The organism is Methylobacter sp. BlB1, from assembly GCF_015476545.1.
Taxonomy (GTDB): domain Bacteria; phylum Pseudomonadota; class Gammaproteobacteria; order Methylococcales; family Methylomonadaceae; genus Methylobacter.
The window spans coordinates 15121-40916 of sequence record NZ_JADMKV010000002.1; the positions used below are offsets into that span (position 1 = coordinate 15121).

Genomic DNA, 25796 nt, shown 5'->3' on the forward strand with positions numbered 1-25796 from the left:
ATACCACTATTCATACTCCGACATAGGTGGGCAAGTGCATACCAGATGCCGGTCGCCATAAACATTATCGATACGCCCCACTGGAGGCCAGTATTTATCGTCATGCTGATAGCTGGCCGGAAAAAAAGCCTGCTGTTTAGAGTAAGGCAGTGTCCATTCTTCCAGTAATAAACGGTGCGTATGCGGCGCATTGCGCAATATATTGTTTTCAGCATCGGCCGTGCCGTCTTCAATGGCCTTGATTTCCTGGCGGATCGCGATCAGCGCATCGCAGAAACGGTCGATTTCAACTTTATTCTCGCTTTCGGTCGGCTCTATCATTAGCGTGTCGGCGACCGGGAACGAGACGGTCGGCGCATGAAAGCCGAAGTCGATCAGGCGCTTGGCGATATCGTCGACGGTAATATTGCAGGATTTCTTGAAGGCATGGCAGTCGATAATGCATTCATGAGCAACCCAGCCGTTTTTGCCGGTATATAAGATCGGGTAATAAGGCGCTAGCCGCCTGGCGATATAATTGGCATTCAAAATGGCTACCAGAGTCGCGCGTCTCAACCCGGCCGCCCCCATCATGGCAATATAAGCCCAGGATATGGCGAGTATGCTGGCCGATCCCCATGGCGCGGCCGACACGGTGCCGATCGTGCCATATTTGCTTTGAGCCGGATTGACGCCCTTGACCACCGGATGATCGGGCAGATAGGGCGCCAGATGGGCGCGCACGCCTATGGGGCCGACACCGGGCCCGCCGCCGCCATGCGGAATGCTGAAAGTTTTGTGCAGATTGAGATGGGCGACATCGGCACCGATTTTGCCGGGCCGGCTCAAGCCTACCAGCGCATTGAAATTGGCGCCGTCCAGATAGACCTGTCCGCCATGCTTGTGGATCAGGTCGCAGATGGTGCGGAATGATTCTTCATAAACGCCATGCGTGGACGGATAGGTAATCATCAACGCAGCCAGCGTGTCGTGATGCTCGGCGACTTTCGCCTGTAGATCATCAAGGCTGACATTGCCGTTTTCATCACAGGCCACGACAACGACCTTGAGGCCAGCCATAGTGGCGCTGGCAGGATTCGTGCCGTGTGCCGAAGCCGGTATCAGGCAGATGTTGCGCTGGCCTTGACCCGTGACTTCATGATATTTGCGGATAACCAGCAAGCCGGTGTATTCGCCCTGAGAGCCGGCATTGGGCTGCAGCGAAATGGCATCGAAGCCGGTCAGGTCGCAGAGCATATCCTCCAGTTCGGCGAACATTTGCTGATAGCCATGGGTTTGATACAACGGCGCAAATGGATGCAGACTATGAAACTCATGATAGGAAATGGTCTGCATGGCGGTGGCCGCGTTCAGCTTCATCGTGCAGGAGCCAAGCGGTATCATTGAGCGGTCCAGCGCAATATCCTTCCGCGCCAATCGGCGCATGTAACGCATCATTTCGGTTTCCGAATGGTAGCGTTTGAATACCGGGTGCTCGAGGATGTCATCGGTACGCAATAACGATTCGGGAATGCATTCCATTATCGATGCATCAAGCGCATTAATATCGGGCAGACTGGCAAAAGGCGATGAAAAGACCTGCCAGAGCGCTCTTAAATCATTGCGCGTCGTTGTTTCATCAAGCGAAATGCCGATATGGTCAGGGTCGACGACGCGTATGTTGATATGAGATTCGGCGGCATGCGCGGCAAGGCGCTTGGCCCGGTGCGGAGTATGCACCAACAGCGTGTCGAAATAGCATTGGCTGATAACGTGGTGCCCTAATTGCCTGAGACCGGCGGCCAGAATTTCCGCATAACAATGCACGCGGCCGGCAATCAGGCGCAGGCCTTCGGCGCCATGGTAGATCGCATAAAAGCCCGCAATAACGGCCAGCAGCACCTGCGACGTGCAGATATTGCTGGTGGCTTTGTCACGGCGGATATGCTGCTCGCGCGTTTGCAGGGCCATGCGCAGCGCAATCTGGCCGTGATTGTCTTTGGATACGCCGATGATGCGGCCCGGCACGGAACGCTTATAGTCGTCCCTGGTGGCAAAAAAAGCGGCATGCGGGCCGCCGTAACCCATCGGCACGCCAAAGCGCTGCGAATTGCCGACGACAATATCGACCCCGAAGGCGGCGGGCGGCTTCAGCAGCACCAGGCTCAGCAAGTCCGCCGCGACCGTAACCAGCGCCGATTTGCTATGGGCGATTGCGGTCATTTCGCCGAGATCATGAATTTCGCCTTTCGAACCCGGATATTGCACGATCAGCGCAAAGAAGTCCTGCTGCGCCAGATCCTGATGCGGATCGCCGACGATAACTTCATAGCCTAGCGAGTGCGCGCGGGTTTGAATAACGGCGATGGTCTGCGGGTGGCAGTCCTGATCGACGAACACGCTGTTGGAAGCGCTTTTCGATAAACGCCGCGACATGGTCATTGCTTCGGCCGCGGCAGTTGCTTCATCGAGCAGCGAGGCATTCGCCAGCTCCATGCCGGTTAAATCGATCACCATCTGCTGGAAGTTCAGCAGCGCTTCGAGCCGGCCCTGGCTAACTTCGGCCTGATACGGCGTATATGCCGTATACCAGCCGGGGTTTTCCAATACGTTGCGTTTGATCACGGCCGGCATGATCGTGCCGTAATAGCCCATGCCGATCATGGAGGTGAACACCTGGTTGCGTGCGCGCATCCTGCGCAGATATTTGAGCACGGCGCGTTCGCTGATCGTTTCAGTCAGCTTCAGCGGTTCGTCAGTCAGAATATCCGCCGGAACCGCCTGCTGGATGATGTCTTCCAGTTCATTCAAACCGAGTTCCGCTAGCATATCCTGAATTTGCTGCTGATCAGGCCCGATATGGCGATGGATGAAGTTGCCGCGCATTTCCAGTTTGTCCAGACTGAGGCGAGATGAAGGCATGGTTTTATCTCCGGTAGCGATGGGGGATAAAAGGCAATTCCGTGATCATGACCGGAAGCTGGTGGTCACGCACTCGTGCGTATAATGCCCTGTTGGAGTCCGGCGCCGGGTTGTGCAGCATCGCCATGGCGATGGGGCGGCCAAGGCTGGGGGAAAAACCGCCGCTGGTGACATGGCCGATGGCCTCGCCCGCTTCATCGGCAATAATACAGCCTTCACGTACCGGTATTTTGCTTTCGACCAGCAGGCCGACACGGCTTTTCTCTGTGCCCTGCTTTAGCTGCGCCAGAATCCTGTCAGCGCCCGGAAACTGATCATGGCCTTTTTTGATCAGCCAGCGCAGGCCCGCTTCCACAGGCGTTATCGATTCGTCAAGTTCATGCCCATACAGGCACAGGCCCGCTTCCAGCCGCAAACTGTCGCGTGCGCCGAGCCCTATGGGTTCCACCGCCTCTTCAGCCAACAATAAGCGGGCAAGATGATCCGCCTGCTCGCCGACCACAGAAATTTCAAAGCCGTCTTCGCCGGTATAACCGCTGCGGCTGATTATGCAATGGATGCCGTTGATATCGTCTTCGCAAGCATGCATAAAGGATAAATCAGCGGCTGCCGCAGAGAATTTCTGCATGACCGTTGCCGCGGCAGGGCCTTGCAGAGCGAACAGTGCCCGATCAGTCATTTCTTTGAAATAACAGCGGTGAGATAAATGAGTTTTAAAATGCTCAAAATCTTTTTCCTTGCAGGCCGCATTGACAATGACCATGTAGCCTGAAGGCAGGCGAGTCACGATGATGTCGTCAATAATACCGCCAGTGTCGTTGGTCAAAACGGTATAGCGCTGCTGGCAGGGAGCGAGTCCGGTGATATCGCTGGGCGTCAGCCTCTCCAGTTCGCCGGCGGCTGAATCGCCTTGGATCAGGCATTGGCCCATGTGGGAAATATCAAAGAAGCCGGCGTAATGACGGCAATGCAGGTGCTCGTGCAGCATGCCGTTGCGGTAGTGTAGCGGAATCCGATAACCGGCGAAAGGCACCATTTTGGCCCCTAGTTCAAGGTGAAGAGGGTAAAGCGGCGTTTGTTTTAATGTAGTCACAACACTATCTCCGCGTATCAGCAAGCCCCTAGTGTAACGCCGAAGATTGATTAAACCAAGCCAATCAGCCTAACTTGTAAGTTGATGGTGCCGAATGCGCATTTTATCGCTACAATAGCTGTAACCCTACAATTAAGAAGGAATTAATCCCTCGACGTCCATGGAGGCCCACCTTTGGCTTAACTGCTGAAATAGACCAAATTGCCTGAATTCGATCAAAACAGCTCGATACCTAGTGGTAGCGAAGAACAAACAACAAAAAGCGCAACCGTAATAATCCAATGACCAGCAAATCCGACCCACCTGATCCGGTAAACGAAAATAATTCATCACACATCGAACGCCGCAGGCAATTCCGGCGCGCCGCCGATTATCAGGCCGAGCATTTTCAACACATTTTTTCCTCGTTTGAAACTTTCGGCAGACATGTTTTGCTGTTAGACAGTCAATCGCGTGTGTTGTATCGGTCTAAAAAGGTCGATGCCCTTCTGGAGAGCGATGCGATACCTTTGCGGTTGGAACCGAAATTCACTCTGCTCGACTCGTACAATGCAAAACAGTTCAAGGCATTTATCAATGGATTGGCGCAATCTCGTACCGTCGATTCGACTCCTTCGGCGCTTGATTCTCGACGGGCTAGAAGCTGTATTCTGCTGTTAGAGCGTGCTAATAGCTCTCCACTGTTATTGGGCTGTTTTCCAATGCGGCGGCAATCGCCGGACGATGAGAACGGGTTAAAAATTATGGCGATATTGTGTGACCCCGGCTGTTATTCCGAAGAGCAATGGCGGGCATTTCAGGATTTATTCAGCTTGACAGCCGCCGAGTTGCGGCTATGTCTGGCCTTGGCGGACGGTTTGTCATTGGCCGAATATGGTCAAAAATACGATATCACCGACAATACCGCTCGCAGTCAGTTGAAAAAGGTATTCGAGAAAACCAATACCCGACGTCAGGGCGACTTGATGCGCTTGATATTTTTGCTGACACGGCTATAACTTTTCTGGACGCAGCCCAAATGGGTGATGACGGGCCTTAGCGTAATAAGAATTCTGTTTCTTGCAACCCGCATCAGCAACTTATAGCCTTAGCAGAATAACGCTGTCCATAAGACAGGCGTTATCTGCATTCGTTTACGCTTTGAGGCAGCTCCCCTGCCCTAACCGGCTGCTTTAAGCCGAAAAAGCCTCTCAGCCACAACCGCAGCAAGCGAGCTACCATTCACCTCTGTCACTTCGTAAAAGCGATAAAACGCCGATATGGAGAACCCTGCTTCCAGGTAAAAGCTTCCGTGTAATAATGCATCAAAGCCAGATAGCCCAGCAAGCCGACAGTAATAACCTTGCGGAACTCTATGCCAAAGATGTAGTTGGTCATTAAATTAACCGCCGCATCGCCATAGTTCTGCAAAGCAAACGCCAGCATAAAGGAAAGCGCAGGCAACACAACAAAAACATGGAGGTTGCAGCGAGCGGCGCAACGATAAATGAAATTCTGTGGATGCGGATAATGCTTGTTGTAATCGTGCGTCACATAAAATACATAAGCCGTGGCATCATGGACCAGCCTTGGTACCAGAATGGCCAGAAAGTAATACTGCTGACTGTAAAGATAAAAACTGCTCAGCACCAGCAAGGTATTGGCCCAGAGAAACAGTTTTCCAAACGATGTAGTGACGTAGCGCTGGCACAAAACCGTACTCAATGCCAGGCCGATACACAAGCCGGCGGCCGCATGCTTGACCCATTCAGTCTGTTGGGCGTCCAGGGTGTTTTTCAGAAATATGCCGATGTAAACTACAATGCCGGCTGCCACGCTCAACCATAATAGCAGATAGAACGCCCATGCCGGCAGATGGCAGATGCTCCGCGCCACGCCATGCTGCTGTTTAAGCACATGGTAGACAGTCCAGCATGCCACAAGCACATAAAAAACCAGATAAGGAATAAACAGGCTGCCTATGCCGAAAAAAGCCGCAAGAGCGGCCGTCATCAAAATGATTTTCTTTTTGTAAAACTTCAGGTATTCCGTGTTGCTGGCCATGACAATGGCGCTGGCAACAATATGAGGCGTACCGAAAACAATTTGGAACAATATGAAATGGTGAGGACTGCTTGGTAGATATTGCTTTAGATATCCCTGCAAAAATCCGACATCAATCAGTTGCAGCAGCAAACAAGCAGGAATGATGGCATACAATCCCAGCAGCAACCGGAACGAGACCGCCAGTTTATTTTCATGGGGCAAGTCTTGAATTGAAATCGTTTGCGCAGACATGAAACTACCTTTTACTATTTGTTATATTTTAAATAGCAAATTTCACCTATTTTTGAGTTTAATTCAAGCCTCAGTATATAAAAATCATGACATTCCAATTACACCCTCTCCTCCAGCAAGACTGCATCGAAATCGGCCGGTTTGAGTTATGCCGATTGCTGATGATGAACGACAGCCAATATCCCTGGTTTATCCTGGTGCCTGAAAAGGCGGGATTGAGCGAGATCTATCAATTGTCAAAGCCGGAGCGGGAACTGTTAATGGAGGAATCCGGCTATCTGGCGGAAAACCTGGCCGCGCTTTACAAAGCCGACAAAATGAATATCGCCTCGATCGGCAACCTGGTGCCCCAACTGCATATACATCACATCGTCCGCTACCGGACCGATAAAGCCTGGCCGGCGCCCGTCTGGGGAAAATTCGACGCAATTCCGTACACGCAGCAGCAAATTTTAGAAAATCTCAAGCTTATTGAAGACCGGTTAGGCGACCGCTTGAATTAACCAGAAATGTGGCAAAAACACGCCTTTTCAGGTTTCGCCATATTCATGCTTGTCCACTGTCCTGCTTATTGGCGGCGATACGTTTCTTTCATTGCGCCTTATGCCGCTCAGTGGTTTTGCGTTGCATCCGTTTCGAAAGCAGATGCGTTCATACTGTAATTCCGGAGGTTTTTTAAGCGCTATTTAACTCTCGATCTTTAATTAAACATTGATTAAAAATATCGCCAGATTTACAGCAAACTTCGGATTTACCTGCAAATACTCTATAATTGGCTCTATTTTTGTTCATCTCCAGCAAAATTGTATAAGCCGGAATGCACAAAAGCTTAATAACAATGCAAATTTAATTCTGTATAACTTAAATATCAGATCTGAATAGGCCTTTTCCAAACGACAATAGGCAATGACACATAACTATCCTATCGGCCCGATTATGCTGGATGTTGAGGGTTTGACCCTGACGCCGCATGAAAAAGAAGTCATAAATCATCCCAATACCGGTGCAGTCATACTTTTTTCGCGCAACTATGAAAGCCCCGAGCAAGTCACTGAACTGATCGCAAGCATTCGCGCTGCACGCCAAGGCGATCTACTGATTGCCGTTGATCAGGAAGGCGGACGAGTTCAGCGTTTCCAGAAAGGTTTTACCCGCCTGCCGCCTGCGGCGCGTTATGCAGAAGCCCCTGAATTGGCCGAACCCGCCGGCTGGCTTATGGCTGCCGAACTGTTGGCTGTCGGCGTCGATTTCAGCTTTGCCCCCGTCCTGGATATTGATTGCGGCGTCAGCGAGATCATCGGCAACCGCTCATTTTCAACAGATCATGAACTGGCAACACGCTTGTCAAGCGCCTTCAGAAAAGGCATGCAGGCCGCCGGCATGGCCGCTACGGGGAAACACTTTCCGGGCCATGGCGCTGTAGCGCTGGATTCTCATCTTACGCTGCCCATAGATGAACGGGACATAGACAGCATCAGAAATAAAGACCTGCTGCCGTTCAAGCAACTCATTACTGAAGGACTGGAAGGCATTATGCCCGCGCATGTGCTTTATCCCAACATCGATGCCAGCCCAGCCGGCTTTTCGCCGTTCTGGATACAACAAATTCTGCGCAGGGAATTAAACTTCAACGGCACCATTTTCAGCGACGACCTCACCATGGAAGGCGCCGCATCGGTCGGCGATTTCCCCGAACGTGCAAGGCTGGCACAACAGGCAGGCTGCGACATGATACTGGTCTGCAATAATCCGCGCGCTGCAGAGCAGGTGCTTGAGTCGCTGCCCGTTACCCAAGATCCGCTCAGGGAACGACGCCTCAACAGCATGCGGGGTAAGCCGCAAATGGACCGCGAGCAGTTAATGAACTGCGAGAAATGGCAAAAAATCTCAGATCAAATCAACCAAACTTTTAATCATGCTTGAAGAAATCAAACACGTACAGGCTACCGCCGATTTACTGCACAGCGAACAGGAAGTTGAGGCCGCCCTGGATAAAATGGCTCAAGAAATCGATGCCGAACTCGCCGACCGCAACCCGTTATTCCTCTGCGTCATGAACGGAGGCATGGTTACAGCAGGCAAATTAATGACTCGCTTGAAGATACCGCTGACGCTGGATGCCATCAATGCCAGCCGCTATCAGAACCAGACCTCGGGAGGCCACATCGAATGGATTCTTAAGCCAGGCGCCCCGCTTAAAGACAGAACAGTTCTTCTGGTCGACGATATTCTGGATGAAGGCATTACATTAAAGGCAATTTACCAATATTGCCTGGAGCAAGGCGCCAAGGCCGTCTTTACCGCCGTACTGGTCGATAAAATTCTCGATCATGAGAAACCGATAAAGGCAGATTTTGTCGGCCTGGAAGTTGAAAACCGTTACCTGTTCGGCTATGGCATGGACTACAAGGGTTACTTACGCAATGCAGCCGGCATTTATGCCTGTAAAGAATAAAAACGAGGAAACTATCATGACCCAATTGGCCATCATCGGCGGTACAGGTCTTACCCAAATGCCTGAACTGAAAATCATCAAACGGGATCGGATCACCACGCCTTATGGATCGCCTTCGGCTGAGTATGTTACTGGCGAACTGAACGGCGTTGAAGTGGTATTCCTAGCCCGGCACGGCAATCCACACAGCATACCGCCTCATAAAATCAATTACCGGGCCAATATCTGGGGACTTAAGGAGCTGGGCGTCGAGGAAATCATTGCCGTGGCCGCAGTCGGCGGCATCACCGCTGAAATGGCGCCCGCCCATATTGCCATCCCGGATCAGATCATCGATTACACTTATGGCCGCAGCCATACTTTTTTTGAAGATGATGAAGATGCAGTGACCCACATAGACTTCACCTACCCTTACAGTCAAAAGCTGCGTTCGCGCTTGATCACTGCCGCAGCCCAAGCCAATATTAAAGTTTCCCCCCTGGGTACTTACGGTTGCAAACAAGGCCCGCGCCTGGAAACAGCCGCAGAAATTCAACGAATGGAACGCGACGGCTGCGACCTGGTCGGCATGACCGGCATGCCGGAAGCGGCTCTGGCCAAGGAGCTGAATATGGACTACGCCACGGTTGCTGTGGTTGCCAACTGGGCTGCCGGCAAAACCGAAGGCGAAATTACCATGGCGGAAATTGAACACCATTTGCATACCGGCATGGCTAATGCTGCTGAAATTGTGAAAGCTTTTATTGCCTTGTCATATAGCTAATATGGTATTGTTGAGTTATAGCATCAGCATCTGAATGAAAAAATAATCCGACAGACTGGCGCTTTAGAGCCTTTCAACTTAACAGTTAACGAAAACTGAAAGTTGAAAGGGAGATCCGGATATAATGAACAATTAGTGAGAGAATAGCTTGCGGTAACCTTGGTAGTCTTCAATTTCAAGGTTACCTATTAGTTTTGGAGATTTAGTATATATGACCGATAGATTAAAGCCGCTAACCCCGGCTATATTGACCTTGGATGATAAGACTTACACATTGCCCACCTATATAGGAATTGAAGGTGAGAAAGCGATCGATATCTCCAAGCTTCGCAGCCAGACCGGTTATGTGACACTAGATGAGGGTTATGGAAATACAGGCGCCTGCGAAAGCGCCATCACCTATATTGACGGTGAAAAAGGCATTTTGCGTTACCGGGGCTATCCTATTGAAGAACTGGCTGAACATTCGCGCTTTGTCGAAGTCGCCTACCTGTTGCTGTATGGCGAACTGCCGACCGTGGAACAGCTGCAGCACTTCTCAACCGCATTGAATGACTCGTCAATCATTCACGAAGACATGCACCATTTTTTCAACGGTTTCCCGCGCGGCTCGCACCCCATGGGCATCCTGGCAACGATGGTCGCATCACTGTCGACTTTTTACCCGGTTTTCGACCGCCTCGATGAAGCATCCGAAATACAGATTGTAGCGAATCTGGTTTCGCAGGTACGCACTATCGCGGCCTTCTCTTACAAAAAATCGATAGGTGAACCGCTGGTCTATCCATCCCACACGCTATCCTACGTCCGCAACTTTCTGAACATGATGTTCGCGTCGCCGGTACGCGATTACCAACTGGACGATGATATCGTGCGCGCGATCGATATGCTGCTGATATTGCATGCCGACCACGAACAGAACTGCAGCACGTCTTCTGTCCGTACCGCAGGCTCCAGCATGGCGAATGTCTATGCCGTTATCTCGGCCGGCATTTCCGCATTATGGGGACCAAGGCACGGCGGGGCCAATCAGGAAGTGATCAAGATGCTGGAGCAAATACATGCTGAAGGCGGAGACGGTACCGAATTCATCAACGAAGCCAAAAACAAGTATTCGTCCAAGCGCCTGATGGGCTTTGGTCACAGGGTTTATAAGAATTATGATCCGCGCGCCACTGTACTGAAAAAACATTGCGACGTGCTGCTCAACAAGCCTGGCATCAAAGACCCTCTGCTGGATATTGCCAGACGAATCGAAGAAGTCGCGCTGAATGACGACTATTTCATTTCTCGCAAGCTTTATCCGAACGTCGACTTTTATTCAGGCCTAATACTGCGCGCAGCCGGCATTCCTACCAATATGTTTACTGTCCTGTTTGCTATTGGCCGTATGCCTGGATGGCTGGCTCACTGGCGTGAAATGATACATGGCGAGCGTGTTGCTATTTATCGCCCCCGTCAGATCTACGTCGGCGAATCCATACGCCATTACCGCGATATCAAAGATCGCACCTGACAATGACGTTCTATTGGCCGGTTTTAAAAGCTTGCTTTTGAGCCACAAACAAGCAAAACCGCATGCTGAAGCAAGTCTAAATACAGACTATCTTTGGGCGACCAGCCAAACCGGTCGCCCTTCTGAAGATTAAGCCCAGACAATTATCTTTTTCAATTAATAGCTAGAAGTCGAGATCAGACTCGTCGAATTCAGACTCATCAAGACCATCTAACTGCTCTTTCAAGCGCTTCTTTTCCCAATAGATCTCGATCTTTCTGCGAGCATCCCTTTTTATCGCTTCTTTTTCAACGCCATCGGAAAATGAAGCATATTCACTCTCTTCAAACAGCTCTTCATCTTCATGTTCGATGTCTGCGCTATTTCTTGAACGGGTTTTGACAACCGATTTTGAGGATGTTTTAGACATTTTTGAACTCACATTAAAGAACTTTTTAATTTCTACCATGATGAACACATGGATAAGAAAAAATTACTATTACAATTTCAGCCTTAAATAGACTATTAACCTATATATTTTGTCAAGATTTATTTAAGAATTGTTTAAATCTTTGCTACAAGGACATCATAGTCAAGGATTAGTTTAACGCCATCCTTTTTAGCCCTTGGCCCATGCATTCCATCGCCGCCAGCTTCAGATTGACTTTTATGGGGTTGCCTAGCGACTAGCCTTTACCGCGCGTACGCGTACGGCTGGGGTGGAATGATGATTTATCTTTAACCGTTGCCAACGTTTCAATGCGTTTTTCAATAAATTGAATGATCAGATCAGCGATATCCTTGCCGCTGGTTTGTTCGATACCACGCAATCCGGGCGATGAATTGACTTCCATAATTACAGGGCCGTGATTGGAACGCAGCATGTCCACGCCGCAGACATTCAGCCCCATGATTTTGGCAGCCCGCACAGCAGTAGAGCGTTCTTCCGGCGTCAATCGAACCAATGAAGCCGTTCCGCCGCGGTGCAGATTAGAGCGGAACTCACCTGCCGCACTCTGACGCCTCATGGCGGCCACCACTTTATCGCCAACCACAAAACAGCGTATATCGCTACCCTCGGCTTCCTTGATAAATTCCTGTACCATAATATTGGCTTTGAGCCCCATAAAGGCCTGAATAACACTTTCGGCCGCATTATGGGTTTCGGCCAATACCACGCCTATCCCCTGCGTACCTTCCAGTAATTTAATAACCAGTGGCGCGCCGCCCACTTGAGAGATTAAATCCTCAATATCATCCGGATTGTTGGCAAAACCGGTTACTGGCAAGCCTATGCCTTTTCGCGCCAACAACTGTATTGAACGCAATTTGTCGCGTGAGCGTGATATGGCTACCGATTCATTCAACGGGAACACATTCATCATTTCAAATTGCCTTAACACTGCAGTACCGTAAAATGTAACTGAAGCTCCAATACGGGGGATAACAGCATCAAACCCTGTCAGGTCCTCACCCCGATAATGGATGGATGGATTATGCGAAGTAATGTTCATATAACAACGCAAAACATCCAAAACCCGTACCTCATGGCCGCGCGCCTCTGCGGCTTCAACCAACCGAGCGGTTGAATATAATTTAGAGTTACGAGACAAAATAGCAATTTTCATAAAAAGGCAGTTCCTCACATATTAAGATAAATCATATTTTGTCATGAAATATCCAGGCAAGCATTAGAAATAACAGCAACTCAGCAAGGATCGCCCAGTTTTTTAAGATAAACTTAAAAATAAAAGCTTAAGGCACGGAATCATTAAGCAGGACAAAATAAAACGGCAATTATCATTGTTCCCGTTAAAACGATGAGATAACAAAGAAAGGAATTTTTAAAAAACGCTTTTTTTTAAAATAAAAAACCACATCATTAATACGGAATTACATGTCCTGGCAAATAACCACATCTAACAGTAGAAAAGCGCATTTACAGCCCGGAAACATCGGTTTGATGTTGCTATTTACCAGCTTATTCAGCGGCTGTACCTCGGTAACCACAGCACCCTCCATCTACAAATCGCCTTATCCTTACAAATCCCCCGCTTATTCTCATAGCGCGCCTTATAACCGGCCTTATACAGTGAAAGGCAAAACATACTATCCACTCCCTTCAGCGGAAGGCTATAAAGAACAAGGGATCGCTACTTGGTATGGTTCGGAATCCGGCAATCGCACCGCCATGGGAACACGTTTTAGACCGCACGGCCTGACAGCCGCTCACAGAACATTGCCATTACCGACCAAGGTACGTGTGACTAATCTGCGTAATGGTCGTTACGTTGATGTAATAGTGAATGACCGCGGCCCCTTTAAAAACGGCATCTTGATCGATCTGTCAAAAGGAGCCGCCAGGAAAATCGGCTTGCGGGGGAATACAGAAGTGGAAGTCGAGTATCTGGAAGATCAAGCAAGCCTTAATGAATAGGTAACCTTATTACTGCAAAAAGGCTCAGCCCGGAGGCCATTTCATCTGGCGTCCGCCCAACAGATGCAAATGCAGGTGATAGACTTCCTGGCCACCCTGTTTATTGCAGCTGATTGCCGTTCTGTAGCCATTTTCAGACAAGCCTTCCTGCTTCGCCAACTTTATGACGGTCTGCAACAGGCGGCCAGCCAGTTGGGCGTCATCCAAATCATTCAATGTGGCGATATGCGTTTTAGGGATCACGAGAATATGCACAGGAGCCTGCGGATTGATATCCCTGAATGCCAGAACATGCTCGTCTTCAAAAACCACATCGGGTTTAATTTCGCCCGCAACCATCCTGCAAAACAAACAATCAGCCATATTTTTCCCCTTGAATATTGAATCTAAATCTGTTTTCTTCCATTGAAGGCGTGCGATAAGGTGCTGCTGTCAATATACTCCAATTCTCCGCCCATCGGTACGCCATGAGCGATTCTGCTGGCCTGGACGTGATATTTTTTGGCCAATTCGCCGATAAAATAGGCCGTTGCCTCGCCTTCTACCGTTAAATTCGTAGCCAATATCAATTCCTTGACACTACCTTTCGCAAGCCGCTGTTCCAGCACATCCAGACCGAGTTCATCAGGACCGATGCCATCCAACGGAGATAATCTTCCATGCAAGACAAAATAGCGCCCTTTGAACGCAGTAGACTGATCAATGATCCAGACATCGGCCGGATTCTCAACGATACAGATGACGGAGTCATCCCGTGAACTATCGGCACAGATTTCGCAGAGATTATCTTCGGTCAGCGTACGGCACTCGCGGCAATAGACAATTTCATCAACAGCCCGCAATAGCGTCTCGGCCAGTATTCTGGCTCCATCACGGTTGCGCTGCAGCAATTGGAAAGCCATGCGTTGCGCGGTTTTCGGCCCTACGCCTGGCAAGCAGCATAAATTCTGTATCAACTGCCCTAACAAGCCCCTTTTCTGCATATTAAAAAGGCATCTGGAACCCGGGCGGCAATGGAATGCCAGATGTTAGCTCAGCCATTTTTTCTTGCTTCATTTTTGCCACTTTATTGACAGCGTCATTAATGGCGGCCGCAACCATATCTTCCAGCATATCCTTATCTTCGCCTAGCAAAGAATCATCGATAGTGACTTTTCTGGCTTCCCGCTTACCGGTCATCAGGATGGTGACCAGACCGCCGCCGGCTTCCCCCATCACCTGCATGGAAGCAAGCTCTTCTTGCGCTTTTTTGATGTCTTCCTGCATTTTTTGGGCTTGCTGCATGAGGTTACCCAGTGCATTTTTCATTGTCGCTCTCCTTTATGTTGTTAAACAGGCTCTATTGAGCCGGGCAGCACCCTGGCATCAAAATGTTCTTTCAAAGCCTGAATATTTTCGTCTGAATTAATAGCGTCAACAGCTGCCTGCTGCCTGTCTTCGCGCTCTTTAATCAACTGCACCGCCGGCGTGTCAACCGCCACTTTTTCGGTATTGATCACCAGTTTCAGCGATGTGCCTCGATAACGCTGCAGAGCGCTTTGCAATTTTTCCTCTGTGACCGCACTGCGTAGATGTTTGTGCCCCGGATCCAATATTAATGTGCAAACTTTGTCGTCAATACTGTCCAAAATGCAGTTATTGGCCAGCTCCCGCGTCATGCCGCCAATCTTCATGGCTACGACCATCCCTGCCCAATCATTATCTGTCCTATCAATCGCATACTCCTGAACGGACTCCGGTTTATTCAATGCGCTGACAGTCACTTGTGATGCCTTGGCTTCCGGCTTGGCAACTGGCCGGGAAACCTGAACCGGCCTGGCAAGATTCTGTTCTTGCGCTACCGGCCTGAAAGTCAGCATGCGCAACATGACCATTTCGAAACCACTGCGCGGATCGGGCGCCAGATCAAGGTCTCTTTGCCCTATCAAACCGATCTGGTAATAGAGCTGGACATCTTCGGGCGTCAACCGCGAGGCTAATGCAGCGATCATTTCGGCGTCAAAATCATGATTGATTGCGCCGGGCACCTGCTGAATTAATGCTATGCGATGCAGGACCTGCAGGATTTGCTGCAAAACGTCGCCGAAATCGGGAGTCAAATTGGCGATTTCATTGATTTTATTAAAGATGGCCTCGGCATCGCTATCAGCCAGGGCTGTCAGCAGGTCATCGACAGGCTGCTGGGCGACCGTGCCTAACATGGCGCTGACCTGCTCAGTATTTACCTTGCCGTTACCGAAGACGATGGCTTGGTCCAGCAGGCTTAACCCGTCACGCATACTGCCATCGGCAGCGCGGGCCAGTAATTTCAAAGCCGCAATCTCAAATTCAATCCGTTCCTGCTGGAGTATGAATTCCATCTGCTTGAAAATCTGGTCCGGCAGCAGACGCTTCAGATTAAACTGCAGACAGCGGGACAATACCGTTATTGGAATCTTATGTGGATCAGTAGTTGCCAGCAGGAATTTCACATGCGGCGGCGGTTCTTCCAGGGTCTTGAGCAAGGCATTGAAACTATGCCCTGACAACATGTGCACTTCGTCGATCAGATAGACTTTATAACGGCCCTGATTGGGCGCATACTGGACATTATCCAGCAAGTCCCGCGTATCTTCGACCTTGGTGCGGGATGCCGCATCCACTTCGATCAAATCCAGAAACCGACCTTCATCAAGATCACGGCAAACGCTGCATTGTCCACAAGGATTGAAATCCTGGAGATTCTGGCAATTGATGGCTTTGGCTAGAATTCTGGCAATTGTGGTTTTGCCTACACCGCGGGTTCCGGTAAACAAATAGGCATGATGAAGTCTGTCATGCTGCAAAGCGTTCATTAACGACTTGACAACATGCTCTTGTCCGACAACTTCTGTGAAATTATGAGGACGCCATTTTCTGGCGAGAACCTGGTAATTCATTGCAGGCTCGAATTGATGATTATGAGTTTGGGCGGCAACCATGCCAGCCACATCCCGGCACACGAATCTGCTGCTACCGTTGCTCCCTTCCGGGCCTGGCGGGGTTTACAGCGTATCGTTGCGAGAGGACCGACACGGTTACCATGAAACAATCAGCCGTAGCGGCTAAAGAAGTGCTATTATGATCGAATTTGCTTAATGATGCAAGCCCTGATGAAATATTTTTAAAAAATTTTAAGCAGGCCAGAGTATGACCGCCGCCCGCAGACGGTTTTTGCCAAAGCAGGACATGCGGTCAAAATCCTCACGCGCCACGGGAATATACTGGCAGTCGACCTCACTTTGACGCCCCTCTTCCGGGTCCGGATCATGCATATACAAACAATCTTCATCGCTTCCGCTCATAACCACCCAGTGCGGTGCTTTCTTACGGTCCATGCGGAAAGTACTGATGAGCACCAGCGGTATCGCTCCGGCATTAAAGGCTTCAATCAAATCGTTTTGGGTAATATTGGCATAATGTATTTTTATGCCCTGCTCTTCGGCTTCGCGCTTAAAACCATTATCCACCAACTCGACAACCTGTTTTTTTTCCTCACTGCGTACACTATCTATAAACAGTGGCCCTGTCTGACTGATCCAGACTTCGACATTAAAATGCCGGCGCTTTGCCGCCAAGGCCAACCCCACCGGATGACAGCCGCCATGGCCGGACGTCATAAAGATCGTCGTCGCTTCGCGCCACAAATTGAGCTCTTCTTCCTGGGACGGCAGATACGTCTTGTTTAGTCCGTGCATGGCCATCATCAGCGAAGCCGGCCCGCAAGTAAAAGGCGTCGTTTGCCTCATCCAATGCACGGGCCTGTGCTCTAATGGCTCTCGATACCGGCGGATGCGCTTCTGGTAACGCAGCGCGTCTTTGTGGTCTTCATAATAATCATGGTATACGCCGAACCTCTGAAAACCCAGTGCTTCATACAGATTAATCGCCGCTATATTATCAATGCCCACTTCGAGGCGCAGGTATAATCGACCATCCTCAATGGCTTCCTGTTCGCCTGCCGCCATGAGCAATTTGGCAATGCCGGAGCCGCGTTGCTGATGCGATACGGCCAGCGAATAGATACGGGCCAGGCGCGTGCCGGGATGATAGATAATCAGGATATAACCGACGATCCTGCCCTCCACTTCCGCCACCAGTAAAGCACGATGCTCCGTCGTTATCCAGTGCCGGAAACTGCGCCTGCTCAGTCTGTCGGTTTCAAAACTGGCATTTTCAAGCGCTACCAATTGATCAAGATCATCTGGCTCGGCATGTCGAATCAGGATATTGTTGATAGTCATGAAACTGATAGCCCCCGCAATGCTTGCGAAAACACCTGCCTTGCCCGAAACAGCGTCATTTCCTTCCAGGCTTGATCATCCGGACAGAAATGGTGCCGCATGTGCCTACTATGCTCTAAACGGGCTCGCTGGTTGTCCGGCTGCGCCCACACCTGATGATCGAGCAGCAAGACTTCAAAGAGTTGATCTGTTTTGAACGTACCGAATTCCAGGGTGATATAGCAACTTCTCTCATTCATGACCGCATGCCAGGCATAATCCAGCAAGCCTATTTTGGGCACTGAACTGGACGTGCCCAAAGCCGGCAAGGCCACAGAATCGCCATACCAGCGGCGAGCCACGCTTGTGCCGAAACTATCCGGCTCATGGTCACAAATAATCTCACCGTAACCATAAGATCCAAGCCCGGTATGCAAATCGATAACAGCCAGATCACGCTGTTGCAGGTCATATTTATCGATAAGATCTTCAACGACCCGTCTGCCATGCGCGGGCGCCTGCCCGCCATAGAAAGGACCGCTGGCGTCGACATATTGTCCGGCGCTGATAGCGCTTTCAAGCGATTCGCGCCCATACTTACGTTCCCAGTCGGCAAAAGCCGCCTGTCTTTGACCGGCATCGGCCAGAAATAAAATAGGGCGCAGCGACTCGTAGCCCGGATTTCTGGGCAACGGTTTGGAAAAATCGACCACGTTCCGATTCAAATCAACACCATCGGCATCACAGCGGCGCTGCCAGGCATAGCCCCAAGGCGTCAATGCATGAATCATTAACACAGCCGTATCAGCCGGAATACAGATATGTTCAGCAGCAATCAGGCGCAAATGGTCAATTTCCACCGCCGTACCGGCAAATCCTTCAATGCCATGCGTGCCGCCTATCAGCACCACCACTTTGGAAGCCTCTTCCGAGCCCAGCCAGACCGTATCGGTAAATAACTCCTCGCCTTCAGGCCCCGCCCCGGCGCAGCGATACGGCATATGTTTCTTGAAGCAGGACAGCTGAGCCAGCGCCGCTTGCCAACGCTGCCTGCCAACTGCATAGCTGATTGGAAAAACATCTGTATCAAAAGCGGCGACGGGAAGAGAAGAGGACATAATGATTACCTAAGAATTTTTCTTTAGCATAGCGCCAGCCAGAACAATATGAAATATTTTTCCAGCCCCAAAAAACTCCTTGTAGAAAAATCTGACTGGCTCCAAAATTATATTTTATCTTAATTTGAGGCTTTTGTTTGCTATGGCGCGTACCATTCTGGTTGTCGATAATCTTACCGATTGGGGACCTTATTATCCCAGCGACCAGGTCATGGCCTTTGAAACCTATCTGGCAATCGAGCAAGGCGACCCTCAGCAGCGCACGCGCGTTATCAATCTCTGCAGCAGTTATCGTTATCTTTCAGACGGTTATTACTGTTCTCTGCTGGCCGAAGCCAGAGGTCATCACGTTATTCCATCTGTCAAGGTACTGAACGATCTGGGCAAGAAATCCTTATACCGGCTACAGCTTGAAGACCTGTCCCCGACGCTGACGCGCACTTTTAAGAGTTACGGCAAGGAAACCGAAAGCGCTTCGTACCGATCGCCACTCGAAGACTTGTCCCAGACCTTGAATCGGGCCTTTAAAAGCCATAACCAAGACACTGACGTTACCCTGCAGACTTACTTTGGCACTACGTCCGATCCGGCTTTTAACGAATTGGCAAGGCTATTGTTTGAACGCTTTCCTTGCCCGATCCTAGAAGTCACGCTACGTTTTCGGCAACAATGGGAAATCACCAGTTTAAAAGCCATCTCACACCGCGGCCTGAGCGAAGAACAGGAAACGATTTTTGCCGAAGCACTGGACCAGTTCAGCAAAAAAGTCTGGCGCAAAGGCCGCGCCCGTAAAGCCGCACGCTACGATCTTGCCATTCTGGTCAATCCGGAAGAAAAACTGCCGCCGAGCAACCTCGCCGCCCTTAAAAAATTCATCAAAATCGGCAGGCAGCTGGGCATTGAAGTCGAATTGATATCGCAGCAGCACTATATCCGCCTGTCTGAATTTGACGGCTTGTTTATCCGCGAAACCACTGCCATAGATCATCACACCTACCGCTTTGCCAAAAAAGCCGAGGCCGAAGGCTTGGTGGTCATCGATGATCCTACCTCCATCCTGCGCTGCACGAACAAGGTTTATCTTGCCGATCTGTTTCGCACGCATCGCGTTCCCTCACCCAAAACCTGGCTGCTGCATAAAGGCAATGCCGAACATCTGGATAAATTGGAAGTAGAAGCCGGCTTTCCGGTGGTCATTAAAATACCGGACGGCTCTTTCTCCCGAGGCATTGTTAAAGTTCATAACCGACAAGAACTGGATCTTAAAGTCGAGGAATTGTTTCAAAAATCGGCACTGCTTCTGGCTCAGGAATTTTTATATACGGATTTTGACTGGCGCATCGGCGTATTCAACAATAAGGCTTTATATGCCTGCCGTTATTATATGGTTAAAAACCACTGGCAGATTTACCGTCACGGCAGCAGCCGGACCGATAGCGGAAACTTTGATACCCTGCCGACTTTTGAAGTACCTAAAGCCGTATTGGAAGCAGCGCTAAAAGCCACACAGCCGATAGGCAATGGCTTGTACGGCGTGGACGTCAAGGAAAAAAACGGCAAGGGCTATGTAATAGAAGTGAACGACAATCCAAACATCGACAGCGGCATTGAAGACAAATACCTGGGCGATGAGCTTTATGTATTGATCCTGACCGAATTCCTAAGGCGCATGGAGAACCGAAGCAAAGGCATATAAATCCAAAGTCATGGCAAGTAAACGCGCCAACTCATGCCGCCCAACGCCTTGCTTTTACCCCCTTCCAGCTTGCCTCCCAGAAGCCCCGTTAATTCGTAGACTACTGCCATGCCGATACCGTGCCCATGAATGTTTTCATCGGCCCGAACCCCTCTTTTCAGAATTTCCTTAAGCTTATCGGCAGGAATGCCGGAACCGTCATCCTCAATCTGCAGCAGCACCGAAAAGCCGGCATTGGCCTTCGGGTCATGAAACGAAACGCTGATGCTGATCTTCTGATGGCACCATTTACAGGCATTGTCCAGCAAATTGCCCGCAATTTCGTAAAAGTCGCCTTCTTCGCAATAGATCTGGCAAGGCTCGGGAACATCAATATCGAAAGCAATGCCTTTATCAATATAAACTTTGCTGAGCGATGCGATAATTTTTTTAATGATGACCGCCACATCCACTGTTCGGGTAATCTGGTGCTCGCCTTTCGCGGCGGCTCGCTGCAATTGATATTCGACAATTTCGTTCATGCGAAAAATCTGCTCTTGTACGATCTCCTTGTTATCGCTGAAAGACTCGGCGCACCCCCGCAGGATGGCCAGCGGCGTTTTCAGGCTGTGCGCCAGATCAGCCAGAGTATTGCGATACCGTTCCAAATGCGCCCGTTCACTGCTGATCAGGGCATTCAGATTTCCTGCCAAGCCTTGCAGTTCCGTTGGATAACGGCCGTCCAGCCGAGTTTTTTTGCCTTTTTCTATCTCCTCAAGATCCCTGACGACAACGCGCAGCGGCTTTAAGCTCCAGCGCAACACGGCAAACTGGATAAAAATCAGGACCAGTCCTATCGCCAGCAGCCAGAATCTCAACGCCGCTTTAAAACGCTCCACCTGGCCTTTTACAAACTCGGCATCTTCAGTCACGGTGAACGTATATTCGCGCTCCACATGGGCCCGGCTTTCCCAGATCACATCATAATGCAGCGCATAGTAGCGCCCCTGCTCATCCAATAAAAAAGCTGTGTCGCCCGCGCTTAATTCAGCCGGCGGCGCCACAGGGTCCAGACCGATAGCCGAAGCCGAATGCCAGACCAATGACGGCTTGCCCTTTTTTATTTGCTGAATAAATCCGTAAAGGCCTGACCCCGGATTGGTAAACCGGGGCTCAGGCAAATCGGCGGGCATAACCAATTGACCGGAATTCTTAAGATCGGCGGCGGATAGAAGTGAGTAAACCTGGACTTGCAATTTTTCCTTCAACACCTGCTCGGCACTTTCGCGAAAGCTCTGTTCAAGAACGACAGCCACCAGCGCAAAGAAAGCAGCAAGCACCAAACCGGCGGACACCAGCAATCGAAAGCTTAAAGATCTGGTTTGCACACAATGCCTTTAAGGAAAAATAAGATACAAAGACGCATTAAGCGTTTTTGTAAAAATGGTTATATCAGGAAGGAATGATCGGCACGCGATAACCTCGGCCGCGCAATGTTTCAATGGGTTTCAACGTACCGTCAGGATCGAGTTTTTTCCTCAAGCGGCCGATAAAGACTTCAATGACATTACTGTCACGATCGAAGTCTTCATCGTAAATGTGTGCTGTCAGAACGGATTTCGAAACGATTTCGCCTTTACGGAACATCAGGTATTCCAGCACCTTGTACTCATAAGCCGTCAGCTCCAGCTTCACTCCGCCAACGGAGACTTCCTGCGCCACGGTATCCAGTTCTATATTGCCGTGGCTCAAAACGGGATGCGCCAGTCCGGCGGAACGCCTGATCAAGGCATTTAGCCTGGCCAATAACTCTTCATAGTGGAAAGGCTTGACCAGATAATCATCCGCGCCGGCTTCCAGCCCTTCCACTTTCTCCTGCCATCGGCTCCTGGCCGTCAGGATCAGGATCGGTATTTTAATGTTGTTTTTGCGCAGGCGTTTGATCAACTCGATGCCGGAAAAATCAGGAAGCCCAATATCAACGACAGCTGCATCGAGCGGATACTCCTTGCCCATATAAAAACCATCGCTGCCCGTATGAGCCGTATCGACGGCAAAACCTTTGTCCGCCAGGAACTCCTGGATCTGTTCGCAAAGGGTTACTTCATCTTCGACGACAAGAATACGCATGTTTTTCTTCCTTAAATTAACCGATTAACTCACCGGTCTCGGCATCAATCAAATAATGCTGAATACGTCCATCGGGTGTTAGAACTTTAATAACATGGACTTCCCTGCCGTTAATTATCTCAGTTTGAGCGCCCAGCACTCTTTTACCGCCTTTTTTAATGATTTGTTTCGTAGCCTGATCCAGGCTGACGCGCGCCAGTATGACAGCGCTTTCCGCATAACAGACATTGGAAAATAACAAGACCAATGCGAGCAGTTTAATCAAATTTCTCATGGATGATCCAGAGCTTAAGTTATTGTTTATTTAGCCATTGCCGAAAGTAACCGTGCCCGGATTTTTACAATCAGGAGAATACATTGAGCGGAAAGGATTTTAAATCACCATACTGAATCCGAACTGAATCCGCTACTGCAATGACATTCCTTTAACCATAGTGCCGATAGCTTGTCCGAAAGATGCACCCAATTTGCCTGCAATTCTGTCCAGCAATTGTTCCTGTTGTGTAAAATCAACTTTATTCTCGACGCCAATAACTTCCTTGGCAACGTAGTCATCATTACCAAACGCATCGGCAACGCCAAGCTTGACGCCTTCTTCACCGGTCCACACCAGTCCCGAAAAGAGTTCAGGCGCATCCTTAAGCCTGTCGCCGCGGCCGGCTTTAACAGCGCCAATAAATTGTTGATGAACCTGATCCAGCAACCCCTGCATGTAGCGTGTTTCATCTTCTTTAGGCGGCGAAAACGGATCCAGCATGGCTTTATGCGTGCCTGCCGTCAGCAACCGACGTTCGACGCCCAATTTTTCCATGACATTAACAAATCCAAAGCCATCCATGAGAACGCCTATGGAACCGATAAGGCTGGCTTGGTTGACAAAAATCTTATCGCTCGCTGAAGCGATATAATAGCAACCTGAAGCGCAAATATCGCTGACTACAGTGTAAATCGGCAAGTCAGGATGCTCTTTTTTTATCCTTCTGATTTCATCATAAACATAGGATGATTGAACCGGACTGCCGCCAGGTGAATTGGCGTGCAGAATAATGCCTTTGGTATTCGTATCTTTTACCGCATTCTTCAGGCTTTTTATAATGCTATCGGCATTGGCGTCCTTATCCTCCGCAATCATCCCGACTATATCAATAACTGCCGTATGCTCCTCAGTGTCGCCGCTCATACCCTCCATAATATTCGGAAATGTGAACAGGGTTAATATGACGCATAGATATAAGAATACAAGGGATTTGAAAAAAACGCTCCAGCGTCTTGCTCTTGCTTGCTCTGTAACGGCCGCCAAAGCCACTTTCTCAAGAACTTCACGCTCCCACCCGGCAGCCATTTTAATTTGGTTGTCTTGTTGATTTTCCATTACTTGATTTAACCTCCAATAATATCCAGTAATTCCGTCGGCCGCTGTAAGCATATCAACGGATTGTATTGTTGCAATATGTCTTTTGAATGCGCTCCGCACGATACGGCGATTGATGAAATCTGTGCATTGAGCGCCATTTGCATATCGTGAACCGAATCGCCTACCATAAGAGTTCGCTCATTGGCGGCCTCCATATGCTGAATAATGTCCAGAACCATGGCGGGGTCGGGTTTCGAAGCGGTCTCATCGGCACAGCGCGTGATATGAAACAAATCTTCGGTTCCCGTCGCCTGCAGAGCCTTTTCCAAACCGGTTCGGCTCTTCCCGGTCGCTACAGCCAACTGAAAGCCCGCCCGTTTCAGCTGCACGAGCATCTCATAAACGCCTTCAAATAAATCATCCTGACTAGTTTGCCTTGCGAAAAATGCCTGAATGTAATAGGACATTAGCTGAGCCCGGATTTTTTCGTCGGCTTCCGGAAACAAGGTCCGTATTGCATTTTGGGTACTTAAGCCGATCACATCCTTCGCCGCTTGCCGCTCCGGAACAGTGCAATTGCACGATGCCGCGGCTTGCTGCAAGCAACTGACGATCCAGTCGATGGAATCGACTAAAGTACCGTCCCAATCAAATATAATTAAATCAAACCTGTTCTTCATTGCTTAATAATTCCTCCAGATCCTGCGGCAGAGGAGCGAAAATTTTCAATAATTCCCCGCTGACCGGATGCTGGAACTTCAGTTTCTGCGCATGCAAAAACAAACGTTTATAGCCTCTGCTCTTAAATGCCTTGTTGACCTCGTCTAGACCATAACGCTCATCGCCGACAATAGGATGGCCCAACCAAGCGGCGTGCACACGTATCTGATGAGTACGCCCTGTTTTCGGCGAAGCTTCGACCAGCGTTGCATTTGGGAATAATTTCAGACGCTTGAAAGCCGTTTCGGCCTGTTTGCCGGATTGACTGACGACCACCATACGCTCGCCGCCTTTATTGACATTCTTTTGCAGAGGTACAGTAACTATAGTTTGCTTCTTGGCCCACTGACCTGCCAGTAGGGCTACATAGGTTTTTTGAACCTGATCACTGCGGAAAAGTTCATGCAGCTTGCGCAAAGCGCTACGCTTCTTCGCTATCAACAAACAACCGGAAGTATCGCGGTCCAGCCGATGCACCAGCTCCAGAAAATGAGCCTCGGGCCTTATCTGCCTGAGACCTTCTATAATGCCCGAATTTACGCCGCTGCCGCCGTGGACGGCAAAACCCGAAGGCTTGTTCAAAATTAAAAAGGCATCATCCTCAAATAAAATATTTTTTTGCAGGGCATCCCTCAAATTCTGGCCGACAAATGTTTCCTCGGTTTTTTCCGATACCCGGACCGGCGGAATTCTGACGATATCGCCCGCTTCCAGGCGGTACTTAACGTCCACACGGCCTTTATTGACTCTAACCTCGCCTTTGCGAACAATACGATATATGCGGCTTTTAGGAACACCTTTCAAGCGGGTAATTAAAAAATTGTCCAATCGTTGATCACTATTTTCTTCCGTAATTTCGACAAATTGAACTTTTGGCGCGCTTTGTTCTTCTGAATTCATGATATAGATAATACCAGCATCTCGTTAGGATTGATTCTTTAAATTGATGTAGAGCGATAAGGTTGCTATATTAAGCAAGTTTGAATATAAAAAACATACTTTTGCTCGGCAGATTTCCATGACGAAACTGAACCGGCAACCCAACTGAAGATAAAACAGCCGATTACGATGCTGGGTCTTCAAATACGATTTTTCGGGTAGCGTTCGACCCATGACGAACGATTTATAACTCCTGTT

Annotated in this window: 25 protein-coding genes and 1 other RNA gene; 8 read left to right on the forward strand and 18 right to left on the reverse strand. The window is 49.6% G+C overall.

The window, feature by feature from the left end:
• Positions 1-6: 6 nt before the first annotated feature.
• Both gcvP and gcvT read right to left on the reverse strand, forming a co-directional pair.
• Positions 7-2901: an aminomethyl-transferring glycine dehydrogenase gene (gene gcvP, locus IT781_RS01275; protein ID WP_194968323.1), complete on the reverse strand. Its 2895-nt coding sequence runs from the start codon at positions 2899-2901 to the stop codon at positions 7-9.
• Positions 2902-2905: 4 nt separating this feature from the next.
• Positions 2906-3994, reverse strand: coding sequence for a glycine cleavage system aminomethyltransferase GcvT (gene gcvT / locus IT781_RS01280; RefSeq protein ID WP_194968324.1), 1089 nt, complete (start codon positions 3992-3994; stop codon positions 2906-2908).
• Between the two features lie 281 nt (positions 3995-4275).
• Here gcvT and IT781_RS01285 point away from each other — a divergent pair, with 281 nt between their 5' ends.
• A complete protein-coding gene (locus IT781_RS01285) occupies positions 4276-4992 on the forward strand; it encodes a helix-turn-helix transcriptional regulator (RefSeq protein WP_194968325.1) in 717 nt (238 codons plus the stop codon).
• 232 nt (positions 4993-5224) lie between these two features.
• Here the strand turns inward: IT781_RS01285 and IT781_RS01290 are convergent, their stop codons facing one another.
• Positions 5225-6271 carry a hypothetical protein gene (locus IT781_RS01290; protein WP_194968326.1) on the reverse strand — a complete coding sequence of 349 codons (1047 nt, stop codon included), beginning with the start codon at positions 6269-6271 and terminating at the stop codon, positions 5225-5227.
• Between the two features lie 86 nt (positions 6272-6357).
• On the opposite strand from IT781_RS01290, the gene IT781_RS01295 reads away from it, so the two are divergent.
• From IT781_RS01295 to IT781_RS01315, 5 genes are all read left to right on the forward strand, one after another.
• Complete coding sequence (locus IT781_RS01295) at positions 6358-6774, forward strand: HIT domain-containing protein (RefSeq protein WP_194968327.1); 417 nt, start codon at positions 6358-6360, stop codon at positions 6772-6774.
• A 403-nt stretch (positions 6775-7177) separates the two neighbouring features.
• Complete coding sequence (nagZ, locus tag IT781_RS01300; protein WP_194968328.1) at positions 7178-8194, forward strand: beta-N-acetylhexosaminidase; 1017 nt, start codon at positions 7178-7180, stop codon at positions 8192-8194.
• A complete protein-coding gene (locus tag IT781_RS01305; RefSeq protein WP_194968329.1) occupies positions 8187-8726 on the forward strand; it encodes a hypoxanthine-guanine phosphoribosyltransferase in 540 nt (179 codons plus the stop codon). The genes nagZ and IT781_RS01305 overlap by 8 nt, the downstream gene beginning before the upstream one ends.
• A gap of 16 nt (positions 8727-8742) precedes the next feature.
• A complete protein-coding gene (locus tag IT781_RS01310) occupies positions 8743-9489 on the forward strand; it encodes an S-methyl-5'-thioinosine phosphorylase (RefSeq protein WP_194968330.1) in 747 nt (248 codons plus the stop codon).
• A gap of 211 nt (positions 9490-9700) precedes the next feature.
• Positions 9701-11005 (forward strand): citrate synthase, encoded by a 1305-nt coding sequence (locus tag IT781_RS01315; RefSeq protein ID WP_194968331.1) that lies wholly within the window; start codon positions 9701-9703, stop codon positions 11003-11005.
• Between the two features lie 163 nt (positions 11006-11168).
• Here the strand turns inward: IT781_RS01315 and IT781_RS01320 are convergent, their stop codons facing one another.
• Entirely contained in the window at positions 11169-11453 is a 285-nt protein-coding gene (locus IT781_RS01320; RefSeq protein ID WP_228778846.1) for a PA3496 family putative envelope integrity protein, read from the reverse strand.
• Positions 11454-11670: 217 nt separating this feature from the next.
• Complete coding sequence (rimK, locus tag IT781_RS01325; protein WP_194968332.1) at positions 11671-12612, reverse strand: 30S ribosomal protein S6--L-glutamate ligase; 942 nt, start codon at positions 12610-12612, stop codon at positions 11671-11673.
• A 269-nt stretch (positions 12613-12881) separates the two neighbouring features.
• On the opposite strand from rimK, the gene IT781_RS01330 reads away from it, so the two are divergent.
• Positions 12882-13421, forward strand: coding sequence for a septal ring lytic transglycosylase RlpA family protein (locus IT781_RS01330; RefSeq protein ID WP_194968333.1), 540 nt, complete (start codon positions 12882-12884; stop codon positions 13419-13421).
• Positions 13422-13445: 24 nt separating this feature from the next.
• On the opposite strand, the gene IT781_RS01335 is transcribed toward IT781_RS01330, so the two are convergent.
• From IT781_RS01335 to IT781_RS01365, 7 genes are all read right to left on the reverse strand, one after another.
• Positions 13446-13784 (reverse strand): histidine triad nucleotide-binding protein, encoded by a 339-nt coding sequence (locus tag IT781_RS01335; RefSeq protein WP_194968334.1) that lies wholly within the window; start codon positions 13782-13784, stop codon positions 13446-13448.
• 23 nt (positions 13785-13807) lie between these two features.
• Entirely contained in the window at positions 13808-14404 is a 597-nt protein-coding gene (gene recR, locus IT781_RS01340) for a recombination mediator RecR (RefSeq protein WP_194968335.1), read from the reverse strand.
• Between the two features lies 1 nt (position 14405).
• Positions 14406-14729: a YbaB/EbfC family nucleoid-associated protein gene (locus IT781_RS01345; RefSeq protein ID WP_194968336.1), complete on the reverse strand. Its 324-nt coding sequence runs from the start codon at positions 14727-14729 to the stop codon at positions 14406-14408.
• 20 nt (positions 14730-14749) lie between these two features.
• Complete coding sequence (gene dnaX / locus IT781_RS01350; RefSeq protein ID WP_194968337.1) at positions 14750-16339, reverse strand: DNA polymerase III subunit gamma/tau; 1590 nt, start codon at positions 16337-16339, stop codon at positions 14750-14752.
• Positions 16340-16377: 38 nt separating this feature from the next.
• An RNA gene (ffs, locus tag IT781_RS01355) (signal recognition particle sRNA small type) lies at positions 16378-16474 on the reverse strand.
• A 99-nt stretch (positions 16475-16573) separates the two neighbouring features.
• Positions 16574-17683, reverse strand: coding sequence for a GNAT family N-acetyltransferase/peptidase C39 family protein (locus IT781_RS01360; protein ID WP_194968338.1), 1110 nt, complete (start codon positions 17681-17683; stop codon positions 16574-16576).
• On the reverse strand, positions 17680-18780 hold the full coding sequence (locus tag IT781_RS01365; RefSeq protein ID WP_194968339.1) for a DUF2817 domain-containing protein: 1101 nt from the start codon (positions 18778-18780) through the stop codon (positions 17680-17682). The genes IT781_RS01360 and IT781_RS01365 overlap by 4 nt, the downstream gene beginning before the upstream one ends.
• A 142-nt stretch (positions 18781-18922) precedes the next feature.
• Here IT781_RS01365 and IT781_RS01370 point away from each other — a divergent pair, with 142 nt between their 5' ends.
• Positions 18923-20476 (forward strand): RimK family protein, encoded by a 1554-nt coding sequence (locus tag IT781_RS01370; RefSeq protein WP_194968340.1) that lies wholly within the window; start codon positions 18923-18925, stop codon positions 20474-20476.
• Positions 20477-20484: 8 nt separating this feature from the next.
• On the opposite strand, the gene IT781_RS01375 is transcribed toward IT781_RS01370, so the two are convergent.
• From IT781_RS01375 to rluC, 6 genes are all read right to left on the reverse strand, one after another.
• Positions 20485-21843 (reverse strand): ATP-binding protein, encoded by a 1359-nt coding sequence (locus tag IT781_RS01375; RefSeq protein ID WP_194968341.1) that lies wholly within the window; start codon positions 21841-21843, stop codon positions 20485-20487.
• 64 nt (positions 21844-21907) lie between these two features.
• Positions 21908-22585 carry a response regulator transcription factor gene (locus IT781_RS01380; RefSeq protein ID WP_194968342.1) on the reverse strand — a complete coding sequence of 226 codons (678 nt, stop codon included), beginning with the start codon at positions 22583-22585 and terminating at the stop codon, positions 21908-21910.
• A 16-nt stretch (positions 22586-22601) separates the two neighbouring features.
• On the reverse strand, positions 22602-22859 hold the full coding sequence (locus tag IT781_RS01385; protein ID WP_194968343.1) for a PepSY domain-containing protein: 258 nt from the start codon (positions 22857-22859) through the stop codon (positions 22602-22604).
• Positions 22860-22991: 132 nt separating this feature from the next.
• On the reverse strand, positions 22992-23957 hold the full coding sequence (locus IT781_RS01390; protein ID WP_194968452.1) for a S49 family peptidase: 966 nt from the start codon (positions 23955-23957) through the stop codon (positions 22992-22994).
• Positions 23958-23965: 8 nt separating this feature from the next.
• On the reverse strand, positions 23966-24619 hold the full coding sequence (locus tag IT781_RS01395) for an HAD-IA family hydrolase (protein ID WP_194968344.1): 654 nt from the start codon (positions 24617-24619) through the stop codon (positions 23966-23968).
• Positions 24603-25559, reverse strand: coding sequence for a 23S rRNA pseudouridine(955/2504/2580) synthase RluC (rluC, locus tag IT781_RS01400; RefSeq protein ID WP_194968345.1), 957 nt, complete (start codon positions 25557-25559; stop codon positions 24603-24605). Before rluC ends, IT781_RS01395 begins: the two co-directional genes overlap by 17 nt.
• Positions 25560-25796: the final 237 nt, after the last annotated feature.